Origin of the sequence: Rhizobium sp. BR 317 (assembly GCF_047445835.1) — a bacterium.
In the GTDB taxonomy this organism is placed as follows: Bacteria; Pseudomonadota; Alphaproteobacteria; order Rhizobiales; family Rhizobiaceae; genus Rhizobium; species Rhizobium paranaense.
The window spans coordinates 55,981-72,872 of sequence record NZ_JARWLB010000018.1; the positions used below are offsets into that span (position 1 = coordinate 55,981).

The following is a 16,892-nucleotide window of genomic DNA, read 5'->3' on the forward strand; positions in this document are numbered from 1 at the left end:
CCGGCCTGATGTCCGGATGCAGGGACTAGTCTGTCAGCGGGTTCCCTCAACGCAGACTATCGGGTTTCGGCCCGACGTCCGCGACTGAGGGAACCTCGAAGGTCGCATGCGCCTTTCGAACATCGACCGGACAGGGGTATTCGCCTCGCCGCATCAGCCTGTTGAGACGCAGGGCCCTGTAGTTTTCGGGAACAAATACCAGGCCTTCGGGAAAGCGCCTGTTGACCTTGAGCTTTGCCGTCAATTCGCCCTGAGCGGACCGGACAGTGACCAGATCGCGATCCGAAAGGCCAAGTTGAGCCGCATCCTCCGCACTCATCTCGACATAGGGGTCGTCCGCGACCGTATTGAGGATCTCCGAGCGTTCGGAGAGATATCCGTTATGGAACAGGCAGTCGCCGGTGATCAGCATGAGCTGCTCGGCTGCTTTCGGTGCAGCAGGCGACGCGAAGAACTCGCCAGCCGGTGGCGTCGGGACAGCCTTGGTGAAGGCGCCGTCGGCACCGAGCGCTTCCTGCCTCAACCCGTCGTATGCCGGAATCAGCTCGCCAATCTCGTCGAAGATTTCTCCTTGCATCGATGGCCGCAGCTCTTGATTCCGCAGTGCCGCCACGAAATCGAAGATCGCCAGATTGCCTCGCGCCTCGAGGGCTGGCTCGCGGAATTTGCGGACCATTTGGGTTCGGCCCTCGTTGTTGGTGAAGGTGCCGGTTTCTTCGCCGTAACCTGCCGAGGGCAACACKACCTCTGCCAAACCCGCGGTATCCGTAAGGAAGGTGTCCTGCACGATCAGGAGATCGGCAGCACCAAGTGCCCGTATCACGAAATCCCTGTCGGGATAGGCTATCAAGGGGTCGGTTCCGGCGATGTAGAGCGCGCCCATTCGCCCACCGACACAGAGCTCCAGCATAGCGTCGAGACCCGCGCCGGATTCAGACGGGATTTCGGCACCCCACTTCCGTGCGAGAGTTGCGCGCGCGGCATCATCGGTGACCGCCCGCAGTCCCGGCAAAGCCGCCGGCAGAACCMCCATGTCCCAGGCACCCATCTGGTTGGCGCGGTCGAAGAGGAACTGCATCGCGGGGCCTTTGCCAAGTAGGTGGAGAACCCGCAGCAGGTTGTTGAGCTGCTGCAGCGTCGCTCGCGCTTCCGGCAATCTCAGCAGTTCAACGCTGACAAGCACGGTGACGCTGCGACCCTTCTCGAGCGCTTCGGCCAGACGATCCAGCCCGTCACTATCGATACGCGCCGCCGGCCTACCGACTTTTGCGCTGATGTCGCCCAAAGTCTGACCCAGCAAGGCCTGGTCAGCGGCCGCCACGAGCCCGGCTACCACGGCCGCCAGGCTTGCCGCCTCTCCGCCTGGGGGAACACGAACAACCACCCGCGCATCGGCGTCCAGACGGGATGGCCGCGCCGATAGCATCAGCAATGCGGTGTGACGCCGCCGCGCGCCATCCCGCAGCAGATATTCGGTGACGGGGTTCTCCTCCGTCACATTGCCGCCAACGATGAACACGCAGTCGTTGCCGATCACTTGGTCGAGCGGTGCGCGGCTGTAAAAGCGTGCCACCAACGGACCGAGTATATCGAAGGGAGTGGACCAGCGCGTCGAACAGTCAATATTATTGGTCCGCAATACCGTCCGCATCAGCTTCTGGAACTGATAAAGCACCTCATTGGGCAGGCGCGGCGAGGCCAGCCCGCCGGCAGCCTTGCCCTCGACGGCAGACAGCCGCCCGCGGAGATAGTCCCCCGCTTCGTCCCAGGAAACCGGAACCAGGACGCCGTCACGACGGATCATCGGCCGCTTGATCCGGTCCCGGCTCGCGACGAAGTCCAGACCGAAACGGCCCCGCACGCAGAGCGTTTCGCGGTTAAGCCCCTGATCCCACTTCGAACGTACCCGCATGAATTCGCCCTTGCGCGTCCCCACCGTTAGCTGGCAACCGGTGCCGCAATGCGGGCAGACGGTATCGGTCTCGACCAGATCCCAGGGCCGCGCCTTGTAGCGATAGGGGAAGCTCATCAGCGCGCCGACCGGACAAACCTCGACGCAATTACCGCACTGATCGCAGCTCGCAAGGCTGCCCTCAAAACCGGTGACGGCAGTATCCATGCCTTTTTCGACGGTTCCAAGCGCGACCGCGCCGACGACCTCCTCACACACCCGGACGCAGCGCTGGCACTGGATGCAGCGGTTGACGTTCATGATGATCACCGGGCTGAGGCGGATGTCTTCAGAGTGGAACACACGCTTTTCATCGCGGAACCGGCTTTCGCGAGGCCCGTAGGCCATCACCATGTTCTGAAGCTCGCATTCGCCGCCCTTGTCGCAGATCGGGCAATCGAGAGGGTGGTTGGCGAGCAGCATATCGAGCATGGAAGAGCGCGTTTCCTCGATGAGCGGCGTGTTCGTTCGCACCACCATGCCGTCGGTGACCGCGGTGGCGCAGGACGGCTGCAGCCGCCGTAGCCCCTCGATCTCCACCAGACACATGCGGCAGGAGGCGAGCGCCGGCAGGCGCTTCAGATAACAGAAGGTCGGGATGTCGATGCCCAAACGTTGGGCGGCCTGCAGTACTGTCGAACCGGCCTCAACTTCCAGCGTTTGTGTGTCGATCGTAACATTAACCATGACTTCCTCACGCTTCTCACCCAGCGCGTTCCCTAGTGAAACGGGCACCTCCGCTCCTCGATATGGGCGACGAATTCAGATTCGAAATGCTCCAGCGCCGCCCGCAGCCCCATGGCCGCGCCGTCGCCCAGAGCACAAAACGTATTGCCGAAAATGCCCTTGCAGAGCGCCTTTAGCTGTTCGAGGTCGCCCGGTGCGCCCTCCCCGGCCTCAATCCGGCGTAGCACCTTCACGACCCAGTTCAACCCTTCACGGCAAGGGGTGCATTTGCCGCAGGACTCATGATGGAAGAACTCGATGATCCTGGTGGCGACCCTGACCACGCAGGTTGAGTCGTCGATCACGATGACCCCGGCCGAGCCGAGCATCGAGCCGACAGCGGCTAGCGAGTCGAAGTCCATTCCCACGTCCAGACCGCGCTCCGGGATCAGGGGCGCCGAAACCCCACCGGGGATCACAGCCTTGATCTTGCGCCCCGGCAGCGCGCCACCGGCGTGGTCCTCGACCAGTTCGCGCAGCGGTATGCCCATTGGCAACTCGAAGAGGCCGGGCCTGCGCACCTGCCCGCTGAGGCAATAGAGCTTCGGGCCGGGGCTCTTTTCCGGGCCGACATCACGGAACCAATCAGCGCCCCGCATAACGATATGCGGCACGCAGACCAGTGTCTCGACATTGTTGATAACGGTCGGACTGGCATAGAGCCCGGCCACAGCCGGAAATGGCGGCTTTAATCGCGGCTGAGCCCGCTTGCCCTCGAGCGACTCGAGCATCGCAGTCTCCTCGCCGCAAATATAGGCGCCCGCGCCGCAGTGAATGTGTACGGTGAAATTGAAGTCCGAGCCCAGAATGCCCCTTCCGAGGTAGTGCTTTTCATGAGCCTCGGCGATCGCCTGCTCCAAGCGCCGTATCGCCGTTACGTATTCTCCGCGAATATAGACATAGGCGGTTTCGGCTCCAATCGCGTAAGCGCTAACCGCCAGCCCCTCGATGAGCTGATGCGGGTCACGCTCCATGATGATCCGGTCCTTAAAGGTGCCCGGTTCACCCTCGTCGGCGTTGCAGCACAGATATTTCGGCTTATCGACCCGTTTCGGCACGAAGCTCCATTTCATGCCCGTGGGGAATCCGGCACCGCCGCGACCACGCAGGTTGGATTTCTTGACGAGTTCGACGACCTCGTCGGGCGTGTACTCGCGCAGCACCTTTGCCAGCGCCTGGTAGCCGCCGCCAGCCTCATAGGTCGAGAGCAAATGACCGTCGGGCACTCCGATATTCTTGAGAAGAACCGGCTCGAACATGGCTACGCTCCCGGCCGCATAGAGGCGGGCTCAATGCCCGCTGCCCGCCCGGCTGTCGCCCGAAGGCGGTTCAAGAGTGCATCGATGCGCGCGATGTCGAGGTTGCCGTGATAGTCGTCGCCGACCTGCATCGTCGGAGCCATCTCGCAAGCGCCGAGGCATTCGACGGTCGAAAGCGTGAACAGTCCGTCCGGGGTGGTGTCACCCTTCTTGATCCCCAGCACCGTTTCCAAATACTTCAGCAGGTTGTCGGACCCACATAGCATGCAGGAAACATTGTCGCAGAGCTGCAGGTGGAACATCCCCACCGGCTCCGTATGGAAATGGGTGTAGAAGGTCGCCAGTTCGTAGACCCAGATCCTCTCGACCCCCAGAATGTCCGCAACCTCTTCCAACACCGGACCGGGCAGATGGCCATGTTCTCTCTGGGCGATCAGAAGCGCGGGCATGATCGCCGAGCGCCGGTTGGGATACCGCACTGCCGCTTCTTCGATCTTTTCTCGCATGGTCATCGCGTCCAAATCCCCTGCTACTTGTCCACCTCCGCCATCACGGGGTCGAGGCTGCCGAGAACGGCGATCATGTCCGCCAGGTAGCGGGCGTTGGTGACCCCGAAAAGTGCCTGAAGGTTTACGAAAGAGGGCGCCCGCACCTTCATGCGGAACGGCTTTGGCGACCCGTCGCTGATAATGTAGAAGCCGAGCTCGCCTTTCGGCGCTTCGATCGCCGAATAGACCTCGCCCTTCGGCACTTTGAAGCCGTAGGCCGACAGGTCGAAATGCTGGATGAGCGCCTCCATCGAGCAGTGCACCCGATGCTTGTCCAGCGGGAAGGCGATTGTCGGCATGTCGATCTGGAACGGCCCCTCGGGCATCTGTTCTATGCATTGTTCGATAATCCGGATGCTTTCGCGCATCTCGTCGACCCGGCATCGCCAGCGTGCGTAGCAATCGCCCTCCTTGCGAGTAATGACGTTGAAATCGACCCGATCATAAATTTCGTAGGGTTCGTCGCGCCGGATGTCCCAGTCTACTCCACAAGCACGCAGGTTCGGGCCGCTCAGGCCGAGATCGATAGCGTCCTCGGCAGAGATTACGCCGACTCCTTCGGTGCGCTTGAGGAACACCCTGTTATCTTCGAGCAACCGCTCATAGTCGCGGATCCGGTTCGGGAAGATATCGCAGAATTCCCTGATCTTCGGAAGGAAACCGTCGGGCAGGTCTTCGCGTAACCCGCCAACCCTGCAAAATGAGGTGTGCATACGCGCACCAGTAATCATTTCCATCAGGTCCATGATCATTTCGCGCTCGCGCATGGCGTAAAGGAGCGCGGTCATGGCGCCGAGGTCCATCGGCAACGCGCCGGTGATCAGGAGATGGCCGGAAATCCGCGCCAGCTCGGCCATCATCACGCGGATATATTGCGCCCGCGGCGGTGCTTCTATGCCGAGGAGTTTCTCCACCGCCAGCGCAAAGGCCAGGTTGTTCGAAGGCGGGCAGAGATAGTCGAGCCGGTCCGTCAACGGAAAAATCTGGGTATAGGTGAAACTCTCCGCCAGCTTTTCGGTGCCGCGATGAAGGTAGCCGATATGCGGGTCCACGCGCTCGACACACTCGCCATCCAGTTCGAGGACGAGCCGGAGAACCCCGTGAGTGCTGGGGTGCTGCGGGCCGAGATTGAGAAGCACTTCCCTGGTATTGAGCGCTTCGCCTTCCGGCCTGCTGAGCTCGGTGACTTCGGTCATCTCAACTTTCCGGCGTCGAACGGCCTCCCTGTGGAATGTCCCTAGTCGCGAGGTCGGGCTGCGTTGGGGGCGGGCCTTCAGCACCGAAGGGATTCAATTTGTCCTTGTAGCCACGCAGGGGGAAATCCTTGCGCTGGGGAAAGCCCTGGAAACCCTCCCACATGTAGATCCGGCGCAGATCGGGATGGCCCTCGAACCTGATGCCATACATGTCCCACGCCTCACGCTCATGCCAGTTGGCCGTACGCCAGACGCCTATGACCGAGGGAACCTGCGGCGGATCGCCGAGCCGGCATTTGATGCGAACCCGCCACCTGTTGGGTAGCGAATAGAGGTGATACACCGCCTCGAACCGCGGCGTTTCGGGGTAATGATCAACCCCGCAGATGTCCGAGAGGAAATTGAATTGCAGCGCCGGATGTTCTTTCAGAAACCGGCAGAACTCGACGATCGCAGCAGGTGGAACAGCGAAGACGTGAATACCATGCCCGACGCCGAGGTCCTCGATTACTTCGCCGAAACGCTCCATGATCAGAGCGTGATTGAGAAGCGGCCCCATACTCATGACGTTGCAACGCGATCGAGAGGCGTCCCGGCCAGTGCGCGAGATCTCTTGATCTTCTCTTGAAGTAGCAGAAAGCCATGCATCAGTGCCTCCGGACGGGGTGGACAGCCGGGCACATGCACGTCGACCGGCACGAAGGTTTCCGACCCCTGGACCACGGCGTAGGTGTTGTAGACCCCGCCTGAAATAGCGCAGGTCCCCATTGCGATCACCCAACGCGGTTCCGGCATCTGATCATAAAGCCGCCGCACGACGGGCGCGAATTTCCGGGTCACGGTACCGGCGATGATCATCACATCGGACTGTCGCGGCGAAGGACGGAACACCACGCCGAAGCGGTCAAGATCATAGCGAGCGCACCCCGCCGAAATCATCTCGATGGCGCAGCAGGCAATTCCGAAGGTCTCAGGCCACAGGGCCGACCTTCGACTCCAGCTAATAATGCTGTCGGCCGTCGTGAAAAGCACGCTGTCGCGGATCGCATCGTTTACGCCTCCCATTCCAGCGCTCCTTTCAGCCAGGCGTAGGCGAAGCCCACAAGAAGCAACAACATGAAGACGAACATCTCGACATAGCCGACCAGCCCGATCTCTTTCAGGACGACAGCCCAGGGAAAAAGGAACATCGCTTCGACATCGAAGACGACCAGCAGGATGGCGAGAATAAAAAACGGCACCCTGAAGCGGCCGCCGGCAGCCTCTCCCGCCGCGTCCATCCCGCATTCATAGGGCATGTTCTTCGCAGGATAGGGATTGGAGGGGCGCAGTAGCGAGGAGACGAAAAGCGTCACTCCCGCCACCAGAGTCACTCCAGCGACCATGAAAAGAACCGGCAAGAATTCCATTGCAGTCATATCACACTGCACCGGTCACCCAACTGGGGGCTTCCTCGGGCGGCGACCGACCTCGTTTGGGACCAGTAAAGCGGTCGCTCCGGAAAGCGGTTTGGGCAATCCTTTCCTGAGTTGTCAGTTTATTCCGTCGGGCGGGTCATTGCAAATCCAATTGATCAGCCGCCAAACAGCGAATGTTGGGCAAGCCTCAGAAACCACGATGGAAATATGCCGATACCGATTGTGCCGGCGGCGGTAAAGGCGAGCGTGGCCCGCACCAATGGCGTCAGCGCCGGAGAGAAGGCCCTCCCTGGCTCACGCATATAGATCACCATGACGATACGGATGTAGAAGTATGCGGCAACGGCGCTCAGCAGCACCGCGATCACCGCCAGCGTGACGAAACCCCGCTCGACGAGCGCAACCAGAACATAGAACTTGGCGAAGAACCCGGCTGTCGGCGGAATGCCGGCCAAAGAGAAGAGATAGAGCAGCATCAGAAGCGCAAGCCMGGGATGCGACTTGGCCAAACCCGCATAGTCTTCGATGACCTCACCCGAAAAATCGCCATTCCGCATCATGATGATGGTAGCGAAAATGCCGAGGTTCATGAAAGAGTAGATCAGTAGGTAGAGCATGACGCTGGCGATGCCGTCCGGACCGCCGGCGGCCACGCCGAAAATCGCGAACCCGGCATGGGCGATGCTGGAATAGGCCAGGAGGCGCTTGAAATTATCCTGCACCAGCGCCACGAAACTGCCAAGTGCCATCGTCGCCACCGCAATGACCGCAACGATGATCCAAACGTTCGAGGCTGCAACCAGCGGATTGAGGAACACGCGCAGGATCACCGCAAACCCCGCCGCCTTGGGGCCTACTGACATGAAGGCCGTAATCGTCGTCGGCGCGCCTTCATAAATGTCTGGCACCCACATGTGGAACGGGACCGCACCGACTTTGAAGACCAGCCCCGCGACGATGAAAACCACCGCCAGCAGTAATCCGGGATCAAGCGGATCACCGGTCACCGCCGCAGCCATCCCGTCGAGCTGCGTCGTACCGGTGAGTCCATAGACCAGAGAAACGCCGAAAAGGAAAATCCCGGTCGAGACCGAGCCGAGGATCACATATTTCAGCGCCGCTTCGTTCGACCGCCGTTGCTGGCGCAAGAAGCCGGTCAGCACGTAGGTGCAAAGCACCATAAGTTCGAGGCCCACATAGATCGACAGGAGATCGGTCGCCGATGCCATGATCATCATTCCCGAAAGCGCAAAGAGCAGGAGGACGTAATATTCGCTACTCCCGATCCCCTCGATATCGGCATATTTTCGTGAAAGGAGGAGTGTCAGAACAGTGGCCAGGTAGAACACGAACTTGAAGAAGACCGCGAAGCGGTCGACGATGAACATGCCCGCGTAAGCCGGTCGCACTTCGCTTGCCAGCATGAGGGTTGCCAGGGCGGCAATCAGCACGATCACGACCGAAGCCCAGACAAGGAAATATTCCTGCTCCTTTCGCACGAACTGTCCCAGGATCAGCAGGATGCAAGCTCCGGTGACCACCACGATCTCGGGTATGCTCGCCAGGATCGACTGGAGAAGTGCTGCGTCGGTCATTGGCCGCTCCCCTCACCGTGTACATGGGCCAACAGATGCTTTACCGAGACATCGATGATGCTGAGAAACGGTTTCGGGTAGAGCCCGACCCAAAGCACGAAGACAGCCAGTGGCAAGATCGCAGCCATTTCGCGGGCATTCACATCGCGTATCTTGAACCGAATGCCGATGCTGGGCGGACCGAGTGCAACTTTCCCATACATGCCAAGCAGATAGGCCGCACCCAGCAACGCGCCCAAAATGGCTGCCGCGCCGGCCGCCAGATTGACGGCAAACCCACCCGACAGCACCAGCAGCTCTCCCACGAATGAATTCGTTCCCGGCAGCGCCATTGACGACAGGGTGAACAGCGCAAGAAACGCGGTGTAAACCGGCGCCACCTTCATCAAACCGCCATAGTCCGCGATGCTGCGAGTATGTGTCCGCTCGTAGATCAGGCCAACGAACAGGAACAACGCGCCCGTTGTTACGCCATGATTGAACATTTGCAGAATACCGCCCTCTAGCCCGCGGAGGTTCAGCGCAAAAATTCCCAGCGTGACGAAGCCCATATGGCTGATGCTGGAATAGGCCACCAGCTTTTTCAGATCATCCTGCGCCAGCGCAAGCAATCCGCCATAGACGATCGCAAGCGCCGAAAGCCCTAGCATCAGCGGCGAATAATACAGCGACGCCTGCGGTAGCATCGGCAGCGAGAACCGCAGAAATCCATAGGCTCCCATCTTCAAGAGTACGCCGGCGAGGATGATGCTGCCCGCCGTCGGCGCCTGCACATGAGCATCCGGCAGCCAGGTGTGAACCGGGACCATCGGCACTTTGACCGCGAAGGCGATCAGGAAGGCGAAGAACAGCCAGGACTGCACCCGGAACGGCAAATCCTGTGCTGTGAGTGCAAGGATGTCGAAGGTCTTGCCGCCGTGGAGATAGAGCACGATGACGCCGATCAGGAACAGAAGACTGCCCGCCAGCGTGTAGAGGAAGAATTTGAACGCTGCATAGACCCGACCGTCGCCGCCCCAGACACCGATGATCAGATACATCGGGATCAGCATGGCCTCCCAGAAGACGTAGAACAGGAAGAGGTCGAGCGCGCAGAACACCCCTAGCATCAGAGTCTGCATGACCAGCAGAGTGACCATGAACTCCTTCACCTTGCGGTCGATCGCTCTCCACGAAGCGAGCACGCAGATCCCACTCAACAGCGCAGTCAGAAACACGAAGAGCGCGCTGATTCCATCGATGCCAAGGGCATAGGTGATCCCGAGTGCGGGCACCCAAAGTCGCGTCTCGGTGAACTGCATCGCGTGGGTGGTGGTGTCAAAACCAGCAAGCATAACAATGCAGAGAGCAAGATCGAGGACGGTGACGAAGAGTGCTGTCCAGCGTGCCGCGTCGTCGTTGCGCAGAAACATCAAAACCGCTGCGCCGGCGGCAGGCGTGAATACGATGAGACTAAGAAGCGGGAATCCCATCGCACCCCCTACCGCCAGACCACGGCGAAAACGACGGTAGCTGCGATTACACCGGCGATCATCGCCAGCGCATAATGGGTGACGACGCCGGTCTGGAGCCGCCGCAGCGCCCCGCCACCGCGCAAAATCGAGCGAGCAACGCCGTTCACGACAGCATCCACACCGGTGAGATCAATCCGCAGCCCGGTCCGCGCCGCGCCATGCAGGAAGGGCAGCGCTGCGGTCTCGGAGACATCGCTCACGGCCTTCTCGTAGCGCGCCAGCGGTTTTTCGGCGAGCCACATGAAGCACCGCGCACCCTTGCGATAGAACCAGTCGGTATCGATGCTAATCGTGTTCTCGGGATCGAGCGCCTTGAGGAACACTACAAACCCCAGGGCGGTGAACATCAAGAGGCCGAGACTCTCGGTAACATGGAGCCCTGTATAGGGTTCGAAGTCGACCGGATAAGGCAGAAGCGCATAGAGCGGCTGCGGGAACACTCCAATCGCAATGCAGAGCACCGCCGCCATGGCCATCGCAACCAGCATGTTGCGTGGCGGCTCCCTCGCCTCCAGTTTCCGATCCGTGCCAAAAAACATGTAATAGGGGAGCTTGAGCCCGGTGTGCAGGAACGTTCCGGACGACGCCGTCGTCAGCGCCAGGACCACCAGCGCCCGATGATCCGCTCCGGCGGCGGCTATCACCATCGATTTGGTAACAAAGCCTGAGAAGAACGGAAATGCCGAGATCGCGAAAGCGCCGACCATGTAGAGCGCCACCGTCAGCGGCATGGTCTTGTAGAGCCCGCCAAGCTCCGTGAGCTTGCGCCGCCCGGTGACGTAGATCACCGCCCCGGCGCCCATGAAGAGCAGGGCCTTATAAAGGATATGCGCGAAGGCATGGCTGGTGGCTCCGTTTATTGCCATCTCAGTCCCTATGCCGATGCCCGCCACCATATAGCCCACCTGACTGACGATGTGATAGGCGAGAAGCCGCCGGCAGTCGTTCTCGAGCACCGCGTAGACGACGCCGTAGAGCGCCATCGCCGTGCCAAGCCAAACCAGAAGCTCGGTGCCTGGAAACGCCCTTGCCAGAACATAGACGGCGGTCTTGGTGGTGAAAGCACTCATGAACACCGCTCCGGTAATCGTCGCCTCCGGATAAGCATCGGTTAGCCATGCGTTGAGTGGTGGCACCGCCGCGTTGAGGATGAACCCGGCGAGGATCATATACGCGCCCACGCCCATTCCACCCTCGATCGCCCCCCTTTCCATTGGACCAAAGAGCAACGAGCCAGTGGCGAGGCTGTGGAGAATGATGCCGCCGAGCAGAACAACGCCGCCAGTGATATGGACCATGAGATACCGGAACCCCGCCCGGATCGCCGGCCCGCCGCGTTGCGCGAAAACCAGGTAGGCGGAAGCGAATGCCATGGCTTCCCAGAACATGTAGAGGGTCAGGTAGTCACCGGCGAACACCACACCGAGCGCGCCGCCGACATAGATGTAGGCGGCCACATGCTGGCCAGCATCCGTCAGGTGTAGCGCATAGACCATGCCGATCAGCGCCATGATGGTGAAAACGGTGGCAAAGACGATGCTGAGCTTGTCGACCTTCGCGATCAGGAGTTCCTGCCCAATGAATCTCACCTCGCCATAGCTGCCGGGCTGCATCATGAGCACGGCGAGGATCGCCAGCGCCGGGATTACCAGCAGATAGACTTTGCGGATCGCCCCGCCGAGGAACGGGATCGGCAGAGCGCCGAGGATGAAGAGCAGAGCCGGGTGGATGAAGTCAGTCATAATAATCCTCGCGCCGCATCAGCCCGGCCCGATGGCCGAGAAACTTCGAAACGAAGATGATCAATATGCAGGAGCCGAAGCCGTAAACGGCGGACCAGCCAGGCAGGCGATCCCACAGATATTCGGCGTGTTCATGAGAGACCAGAAAGTCAGCCGCGACGATCAGAATGAGCGCTAGATAGAATAGTTGGCGCCGCCGCCTCGCATAGCCTTCATCACCAAAGAAGTCGATGACACGCTTGATCATTTGACCACTCCGTCCGCCAGGGTGAGGAAATAGCCGGGAAAAATGCCCATCAGCACGGACAGGATGGCGGTCGCGACAAGCGGGATCGTGACCATCGGAATTTCACGAACCGTCGCCGGGCTTTCCTCGGCCTCCGTCCCGAAAAAGGCGGCGTAGCTGACCGGCAGGAAATAGGCTGCATTCAGGATCGAGCTCACCAGGAGCACGGCCAGGAACGCTATCTGTCCCGCCTGTACGGAGCCCATGGTCAGATACCATTTGCTGATGAAGCCCGCGGTCGGCGGTATCCCGATCATGCTCAACGAAGCGATGAAAAATGCGCCCATCGTCCAGGGCAGCCTGCGGCCGATACCGGCCATGTCGCTGATGTTTCGCTTGCCGGACGCGCAATAGATCGACCCGGCGCAGAAAAACAGCGTGATCTTTGAGAATGCGTGCGCAGCCATGTGGACAATACCGCCGACCATCGCGACCGGCGACAGCAGAACCGCGCCCAGCACGATGTAGGAAAGCTGGCTGACTGTCGAATAGGCAAGCCGCGCCTTCAAGTCGTCCCGCGTCAAGGCATAGATCGACGCCATCAGGATCGTGAACGAAACCAGATAGGCTGTGGCGATGCCGAGGCCCAGCTCGCCAACCAGCTTGATGCCGAAGACATGGAACACCACCCGCAGCAAGCAAAACACGCCCATCTTGACCACGGCTACCGCATGCAGGAGCGCGCTGACCGGCGTCGGCGCCACCATCGCGGCAGGCAGCCAGGCATGCATCGGCATCACCGCAGCCTTGGCGAAGCCAAAAAGATAGCAAAAATAGACGACCGTCAGCAGCGCCGCGGAGGCATTGGCGCCCGCCAACAGCCCTCCTTCTACAAAATCGAGCGACCCCGCAATGGAGTAGGTCAGCGCCAGTGCGGCAAGCAGCACACTTTTCGAGGTCCCCATCAAATAGACAAGATACTTGTGGGCGCCCTTCCATCCCTCTTCGTCTTCATGGTGGTAGACGAGCGGATAGGTAACGAGGCTGAGCACTTCGTAGAAGACGACCAAGGTGAACAGATTGGCGGCGAAGGCGCCCCCAACGGCCGCCGCGAGACTGGTGGCGAAGCAGGCGAAGAAGCGGGTCTGCGCATGCTCGTTCAGGTGTCGCATGTAGCCGATGGAATAGATCGCAGCCACGATCCACAGAAGCGACGAGATGGTGGCGAAGACCATGCCGAGCGCATCAGCCCGGAACGCGAACTCGACGCCCGGCAAGATTTCGAACAGGCGCAAATCGACGGTCCCGCCCGAAAGCACCGTGGGGGCCATCGAGGCGACAATCGCGAACAGGACGATTGCGGCCAATGGCGAGACGAGATCGCGGAGTTTTTCGCGGTTGTTTAAGAGCAGAATCATCAGCGCCGCCAGGCCTGGGACGGCGACGGCAAGCAGTGGCCGGATCGATATCACCGGGTCCAAGCCGCTATCCTTTCATCATGGTCACGTCGTCGACCTTGAGGGTGGATTTGTTCCGCACAAGGGCGACCAAGATGCCGAGGGCCACGGCAACCTCGGCCGCGGTAATTGCGATGACGAAGATCGCGAAGATCTGCCCGCGGAAATCGTCATACTGACGCCCAAAGGCGATGAAGTTGATGTTGACCGAGTTGAGCAGCAGCTCCAGCGACATCAGCACCACCAGAATATTGCGCCTGAGCAACACCCCTGCCGCCCCGATCACGAACAGGACCACTGCGAGCAAAATATACCACCAGAGCGGAACCATTACTCCGACTCCTTTCGCGCCAGAACAATGGCGCCGATCAGAGCCGCCAGCAGAATGACGGAGGCGACTTCAAACGGCAGGAGATAGTCGGCGAAAAGTGTCGTGCTGAGCTGCCTGATCTGATCACCGCCACGCGCAGCGACGGGCTCCGTGATCGAAAAGCGGTGGCTCCGGAGCACCAGCACGAGCATCTCGACCCCAAGCAGAACGAGGAGCACCAGAGCCGGCAGATTGCCACCCGGCAAGAACCGCTGCAACGCCGCTTCGCGCACATCGATCATCATGATCACGAATAGGAACAGCACCATGATCGCGCCGACATACACGAAGATCTGGATGACCGCGAGCAACGGTGCCCCGAGTAAGACGAAAATTGCGGAGATCTGCAGGAAACAAGCCATCAGCGCCAATGCGCTATGAACCGGATTCCGCGCGACGACCACCGTCAGGGCCGCAATCACGGACACCGTAGCGAACAGAAGAAAGAACCCCTGATCCATCGACGCCACCCTCCCACGCGAGCTCTCACGCGGCGCGAGACGGCCGTATTTGAGTTGGCTCCGCACTTCAGGTGCATTCACAAATTGTGCCCTAGTCTTGGATTTTTCACAAGATTGTTGTCACTTGCGGAGCAAGCAAGCCGGCCCGAATGTGATGAAAATCACTCGCGAAGGTCTATAGGGATTTGCTTGAAGCGCAGCGGCCGATCAGATGTCCTCTTGCCTTGGTCGTTCCATCTGCAGCATCTGTTTTTCCACCTGGTCGGAAACAGCCCCAAATTGCTTTCAGTGGCCATCGAGGCCGGCGCCGCTCCTTAGTCGAATTGTTCACCGTGTCCGATCTGTTCGCGAACAGCATCGCCGCTGGGAGGATCACCAGCAGTATCCGGGTTAGCACTGTTGGCGTTCTCGAGAGAGTGGGCCGCCTCGACCAGTGCGACGTGTACCTCTCGAGTGCCCCACCCCGCTTTGTTCGCACAGGCGATGACGTCTTCCAGGGCCTCTCTGGCTGCCGCCTTCAATTCCTCGATGCGCTGCTGTGGATTCTGGGATTGCGGTGATGGAAACGGCATGGTCGGCTCCAATGGACGACGGGGGTAACCCGTAGGACATCGGTCGGTTCCGCCGGCGCCTTGAGGGATCGCTAAATTATCGCGGAAAAACCTCCCGTTAACCAACGAATATCTACCCTTCCTAAGTCGATTCCGGCCGCGCTCAACTTTTGAAGGATTCACCCAATGGCTGATGATACCGCAAAGATCGCACGCTCCGCAGACGAACAGGCAGCGGAGGACCACTTCTGCGAATTCCCAGGTTGTGTGAAATGGGGCGCTCTCGGATACGACGTCGGGCACGGTGAAGCTCAGTGGTTTTGCTCCGAGCACAGGTGGGATGACTACCGTCTAGGTAAAGCACGGCGGTCTTTTTTCGATGAGGAAGCATCCGGGATCGAGGCAATCATGGTCGAACCTCGTGCTGCAGCCTTTCGCTGATCTCTAGTCTCGTCCCAGTTAGTTGCGGCAGAGCCCCCTCATGCCGGTGCTGACAGATAGCGTTGTTTCGACCATCCAAACGAAAGTGAGCTCCTGTGCCCTACTCTGCCTCCAACATCCTTCTTGATCTCGACGGCACCTTGGTCGATTCCCAACCAGGCATCCTTTCGAGCTGCCGTGCGGCATTGCGGGCTCTTGGTCATGAAACGGACCCCGAGATGGATATCCGTTCGATTATTGGGCCGCCTATCGAAGACGTGATGCGTTACCTTCTCAGCTCGTTCGGCGATGATCGCGTCGCGCAAGCAGTCGATGCCTATCGATCTGACTACGGAACTCGTGGCCTCCTGCTAAGCGAGCTCTACCCCGAGATCAGGGAAACGCTCGTTGGGCTACATTCTCGAGGCATCCGTCTCTTCTTGGCGACCTCCAAACGGGAAACTTTCGCTCGGCGCATTCTTGACAATCACGGACTGCCTAGCCTGTTTCAGGGCATATATGGTTCGGTACCCGGAGCCGGTCTGGATCATAAGCCTGAACTGCTAGCGCATATCCTACGGGATACCGGCCTGGCCGCCGAAGACTGCATCATGGTCGGCGATAGAAAATTTGACATCGTCGGAGCCCATGCGAACCGGATGCATGCCGTCGGTGTTCTTTGGGGCTATGGTAGCCGCGAAGAGCTCGAACTTGCTGGCGCGGACCTCATCGTTGATGCTCCGCGAGAAGTGGCGTCGCTTGCCGGGTGAGACGTGGGTTGTTCTTATTGCTCGTACGAAGCTTGCGGCCTTCACAAAACGCCGTGGCTTGATTGTGCCACCTGACAATCGATCCTTGCCATCGCTTTGTCAGCCGAGGCATCAGGTGTTACTCTTTATGCGCCCTTTCGAGGCGATCACGTCTGATGCGCGCCGACGACCTTCCCGCGGGCCACGACTTCAAACAATGATCGTCGAGGTTTACACGAGGACCTCTACCCGATAGAGGCTCGCATAGGCCCGTCCCGCGCTAGCGCACACCGCATCCAGACAAGAGAAATGACCAATATGAACGACCAGAACGACGACTATATCTATGACGAGGCAACCGGCGAGTGGCGGCCAGCTTCCGAAATTGCTGCGGAGAAGGCTAAAGCGGCAGAGGTTCGCGATGCTGCAGGCAATGTTCTCGCAGACGGGGATTCCGTCGTCCTGATCAAGGACCTCAAGGTCAAAGGCGCCGGCCAGACGTTGAAGCAGGGAACTGTCATCCGGTCAATCCGGCTGACCGACAACCCGGAAGAGATCGATTGCCGTCACGATGCGATCAAGGGTCTGGTCTTGCGCACCGAGTTCGTCCGCAAGCGCTGATTTCAGCCGCGATCCTTCAACCGGCGCCTGCATAGTGGTTTGACCGGCGAAGTCTTTGGCAAGCACAGACATCACAGGACCCACCATC

The 16,892-nt window shown here is 59.9% G+C and carries 18 protein-coding genes; 3 read left to right on the forward strand and 15 right to left on the reverse strand.

Features of this window, described 5'->3' with window-relative positions:
• Window positions 1-46 precede the first annotated feature (46 nt).
• From nuoG to QD357_RS24245, 15 genes are all read right to left on the reverse strand, one after another.
• On the reverse strand, window positions 47-2,638 hold the full coding sequence (gene nuoG, locus QD357_RS24175; RefSeq protein WP_414125179.1) for an NADH-quinone oxidoreductase subunit NuoG: 2,592 nt from the start codon (window positions 2,636-2,638) through the stop codon (window positions 47-49).
• A 32-nt stretch (window positions 2,639-2,670) separates the two neighbouring features.
• Window positions 2,671-3,936 carry an NADH-quinone oxidoreductase subunit NuoF gene (gene nuoF / locus QD357_RS24180; RefSeq protein WP_414125180.1) on the reverse strand — a complete coding sequence of 422 codons (1,266 nt, stop codon included), beginning with the start codon at window positions 3,934-3,936 and terminating at the stop codon, window positions 2,671-2,673.
• 2 nt (window positions 3,937-3,938) lie between these two features.
• Window positions 3,939-4,448 (reverse strand): NADH-quinone oxidoreductase subunit NuoE, encoded by a 510-nt coding sequence (gene nuoE / locus QD357_RS24185; RefSeq protein ID WP_414125181.1) that lies wholly within the window; start codon window positions 4,446-4,448, stop codon window positions 3,939-3,941.
• A 17-nt stretch (window positions 4,449-4,465) separates the two neighbouring features.
• Window positions 4,466-5,680 carry an NADH dehydrogenase (quinone) subunit D gene (gene nuoD, locus QD357_RS24190; protein ID WP_414125182.1) on the reverse strand — a complete coding sequence of 405 codons (1,215 nt, stop codon included), beginning with the start codon at window positions 5,678-5,680 and terminating at the stop codon, window positions 4,466-4,468.
• 1 nt (window position 5,681) lies between these two features.
• Window positions 5,682-6,245: an NADH-quinone oxidoreductase subunit C gene (locus QD357_RS24195; protein ID WP_414125183.1), complete on the reverse strand. Its 564-nt coding sequence runs from the start codon at window positions 6,243-6,245 to the stop codon at window positions 5,682-5,684.
• Entirely contained in the window at window positions 6,242-6,745 is a 504-nt protein-coding gene (gene nuoB, locus QD357_RS24200) for an NADH-quinone oxidoreductase subunit NuoB (protein ID WP_183939994.1), read from the reverse strand. The genes QD357_RS24195 and nuoB overlap by 4 nt, the downstream gene beginning before the upstream one ends.
• Window positions 6,733-7,098, reverse strand: coding sequence for an NADH-quinone oxidoreductase subunit A (locus QD357_RS24205; protein WP_183939992.1), 366 nt, complete (start codon window positions 7,096-7,098; stop codon window positions 6,733-6,735). The genes nuoB and QD357_RS24205 overlap by 13 nt, the downstream gene beginning before the upstream one ends.
• A gap of 155 nt (window positions 7,099-7,253) precedes the next feature.
• Window positions 7,254-8,693 (reverse strand): NADH-quinone oxidoreductase subunit N, encoded by a 1,440-nt coding sequence (locus tag QD357_RS24210; protein ID WP_414125184.1) that lies wholly within the window; start codon window positions 8,691-8,693, stop codon window positions 7,254-7,256.
• Entirely contained in the window at window positions 8,690-10,165 is a 1,476-nt protein-coding gene (locus QD357_RS24215; RefSeq protein ID WP_414125185.1) for an NADH-quinone oxidoreductase subunit M, read from the reverse strand. The genes QD357_RS24210 and QD357_RS24215 overlap by 4 nt, the downstream gene beginning before the upstream one ends.
• An 8-nt stretch (window positions 10,166-10,173) precedes the next feature.
• Window positions 10,174-11,949: a Na(+)/H(+) antiporter subunit D gene (locus QD357_RS24220; protein ID WP_414125186.1), complete on the reverse strand. Its 1,776-nt coding sequence runs from the start codon at window positions 11,947-11,949 to the stop codon at window positions 10,174-10,176.
• Window positions 11,942-12,196, reverse strand: coding sequence for a hypothetical protein (locus tag QD357_RS24225; protein WP_414125187.1), 255 nt, complete (start codon window positions 12,194-12,196; stop codon window positions 11,942-11,944). Before QD357_RS24225 ends, QD357_RS24220 begins: the two co-directional genes overlap by 8 nt.
• On the reverse strand, window positions 12,193-13,656 hold the full coding sequence (locus tag QD357_RS24230) for a monovalent cation/H+ antiporter subunit D family protein (RefSeq protein WP_414125188.1): 1,464 nt from the start codon (window positions 13,654-13,656) through the stop codon (window positions 12,193-12,195). The genes QD357_RS24225 and QD357_RS24230 overlap by 4 nt, the downstream gene beginning before the upstream one ends.
• A 4-nt stretch (window positions 13,657-13,660) precedes the next feature.
• Window positions 13,661-13,963, reverse strand: a complete 303-nt coding sequence (gene nuoK / locus QD357_RS24235) for an NADH-quinone oxidoreductase subunit NuoK (RefSeq protein WP_183939980.1) — start codon at window positions 13,961-13,963, stop codon at window positions 13,661-13,663.
• Window positions 13,963-14,463, reverse strand: a complete 501-nt coding sequence (locus QD357_RS24240; protein ID WP_414125189.1) for an NADH-quinone oxidoreductase subunit J — start codon at window positions 14,461-14,463, stop codon at window positions 13,963-13,965. Before QD357_RS24240 ends, nuoK begins: the two co-directional genes overlap by 1 nt.
• Window positions 14,464-14,777: 314 nt before the next feature.
• The gene (locus QD357_RS24245; RefSeq protein WP_414125190.1) at window positions 14,778-15,035 is read right to left on the reverse strand and encodes a hypothetical protein; all 258 of its coding nucleotides are present in this window, start codon (window positions 15,033-15,035) and stop codon (window positions 14,778-14,780) included.
• A 165-nt stretch (window positions 15,036-15,200) separates the two neighbouring features.
• Here QD357_RS24245 and QD357_RS24250 point away from each other — a divergent pair, with 165 nt between their 5' ends.
• The 3 genes from QD357_RS24250 to QD357_RS24260 all read left to right on the forward strand — a co-directional run bounded on the left by QD357_RS24250 (window position 15,201) and on the right by QD357_RS24260 (window position 16,804).
• A complete protein-coding gene (locus QD357_RS24250; protein WP_183940071.1) occupies window positions 15,201-15,455 on the forward strand; it encodes a hypothetical protein in 255 nt (84 codons plus the stop codon).
• Between the two features lie 95 nt (window positions 15,456-15,550).
• A complete protein-coding gene (locus QD357_RS24255) occupies window positions 15,551-16,204 on the forward strand; it encodes an HAD hydrolase-like protein (RefSeq protein WP_183939974.1) in 654 nt (217 codons plus the stop codon).
• A gap of 297 nt (window positions 16,205-16,501) precedes the next feature.
• Window positions 16,502-16,804 (forward strand): alkylphosphonate utilization protein, encoded by a 303-nt coding sequence (locus tag QD357_RS24260; RefSeq protein ID WP_183940066.1) that lies wholly within the window; start codon window positions 16,502-16,504, stop codon window positions 16,802-16,804.
• Window positions 16,805-16,892: the final 88 nt, after the last annotated feature.

Bases quoted from the DNA above. Each gene is read 5' to 3' on its own strand.
- nuoF (WP_414125180.1), bottom strand. From the start codon at position 3,936: ATGTTCGAGCCGGTTCTTCTCAAGAATATCGGAGTGCCCGACGGTCAT.
- nuoE (WP_414125181.1), bottom strand. From the start codon at position 4,448: ATGACCATGCGAGAAAAGATCGAAGAAGCGGCAGTGCGGTATCCCAAC.
- nuoD (WP_414125182.1), bottom strand. From the start codon at position 5,680: ATGACCGAAGTCACCGAGCTCAGCAGGCCGGAAGGCGAAGCGCTCAAT.
- QD357_RS24195 (WP_414125183.1), bottom strand. From the start codon at position 6,245: ATGAGTATGGGGCCGCTTCTCAATCACGCTCTGATCATGGAGCGTTTC.
- nuoB (WP_183939994.1), bottom strand. From the start codon at position 6,745: ATGGGAGGCGTAAACGATGCGATCCGCGACAGCGTGCTTTTCACGACG.
- QD357_RS24205 (WP_183939992.1), bottom strand. From the start codon at position 7,098: ATGACTGCAATGGAATTCTTGCCGGTTCTTTTCATGGTCGCTGGAGTG.
- QD357_RS24215 (WP_414125185.1), bottom strand. From the start codon at position 10,165: ATGGGATTCCCGCTTCTTAGTCTCATCGTATTCACGCCTGCCGCCGGC.
- QD357_RS24220 (WP_414125186.1), bottom strand. From the start codon at position 11,949: ATGACTGACTTCATCCACCCGGCTCTGCTCTTCATCCTCGGCGCTCTG.
- QD357_RS24225 (WP_414125187.1), bottom strand. From the start codon at position 12,196: ATGATCAAGCGTGTCATCGACTTCTTTGGTGATGAAGGCTATGCGAGG.
- nuoK (WP_183939980.1), bottom strand. From the start codon at position 13,963: ATGGTTCCGCTCTGGTGGTATATTTTGCTCGCAGTGGTCCTGTTCGTG.
- QD357_RS24240 (WP_414125189.1), bottom strand. From the start codon at position 14,463: ATGGATCAGGGGTTCTTTCTTCTGTTCGCTACGGTGTCCGTGATTGCG.
- QD357_RS24245 (WP_414125190.1), bottom strand. From the start codon at position 15,035: ATGCCGTTTCCATCACCGCAATCCCAGAATCCACAGCAGCGCATCGAG.
- QD357_RS24250 (WP_183940071.1), top strand. From the start codon at position 15,201: ATGGCTGATGATACCGCAAAGATCGCACGCTCCGCAGACGAACAGGCA.
- QD357_RS24260 (WP_183940066.1), top strand. From the start codon at position 16,502: ATGAACGACCAGAACGACGACTATATCTATGACGAGGCAACCGGCGAG.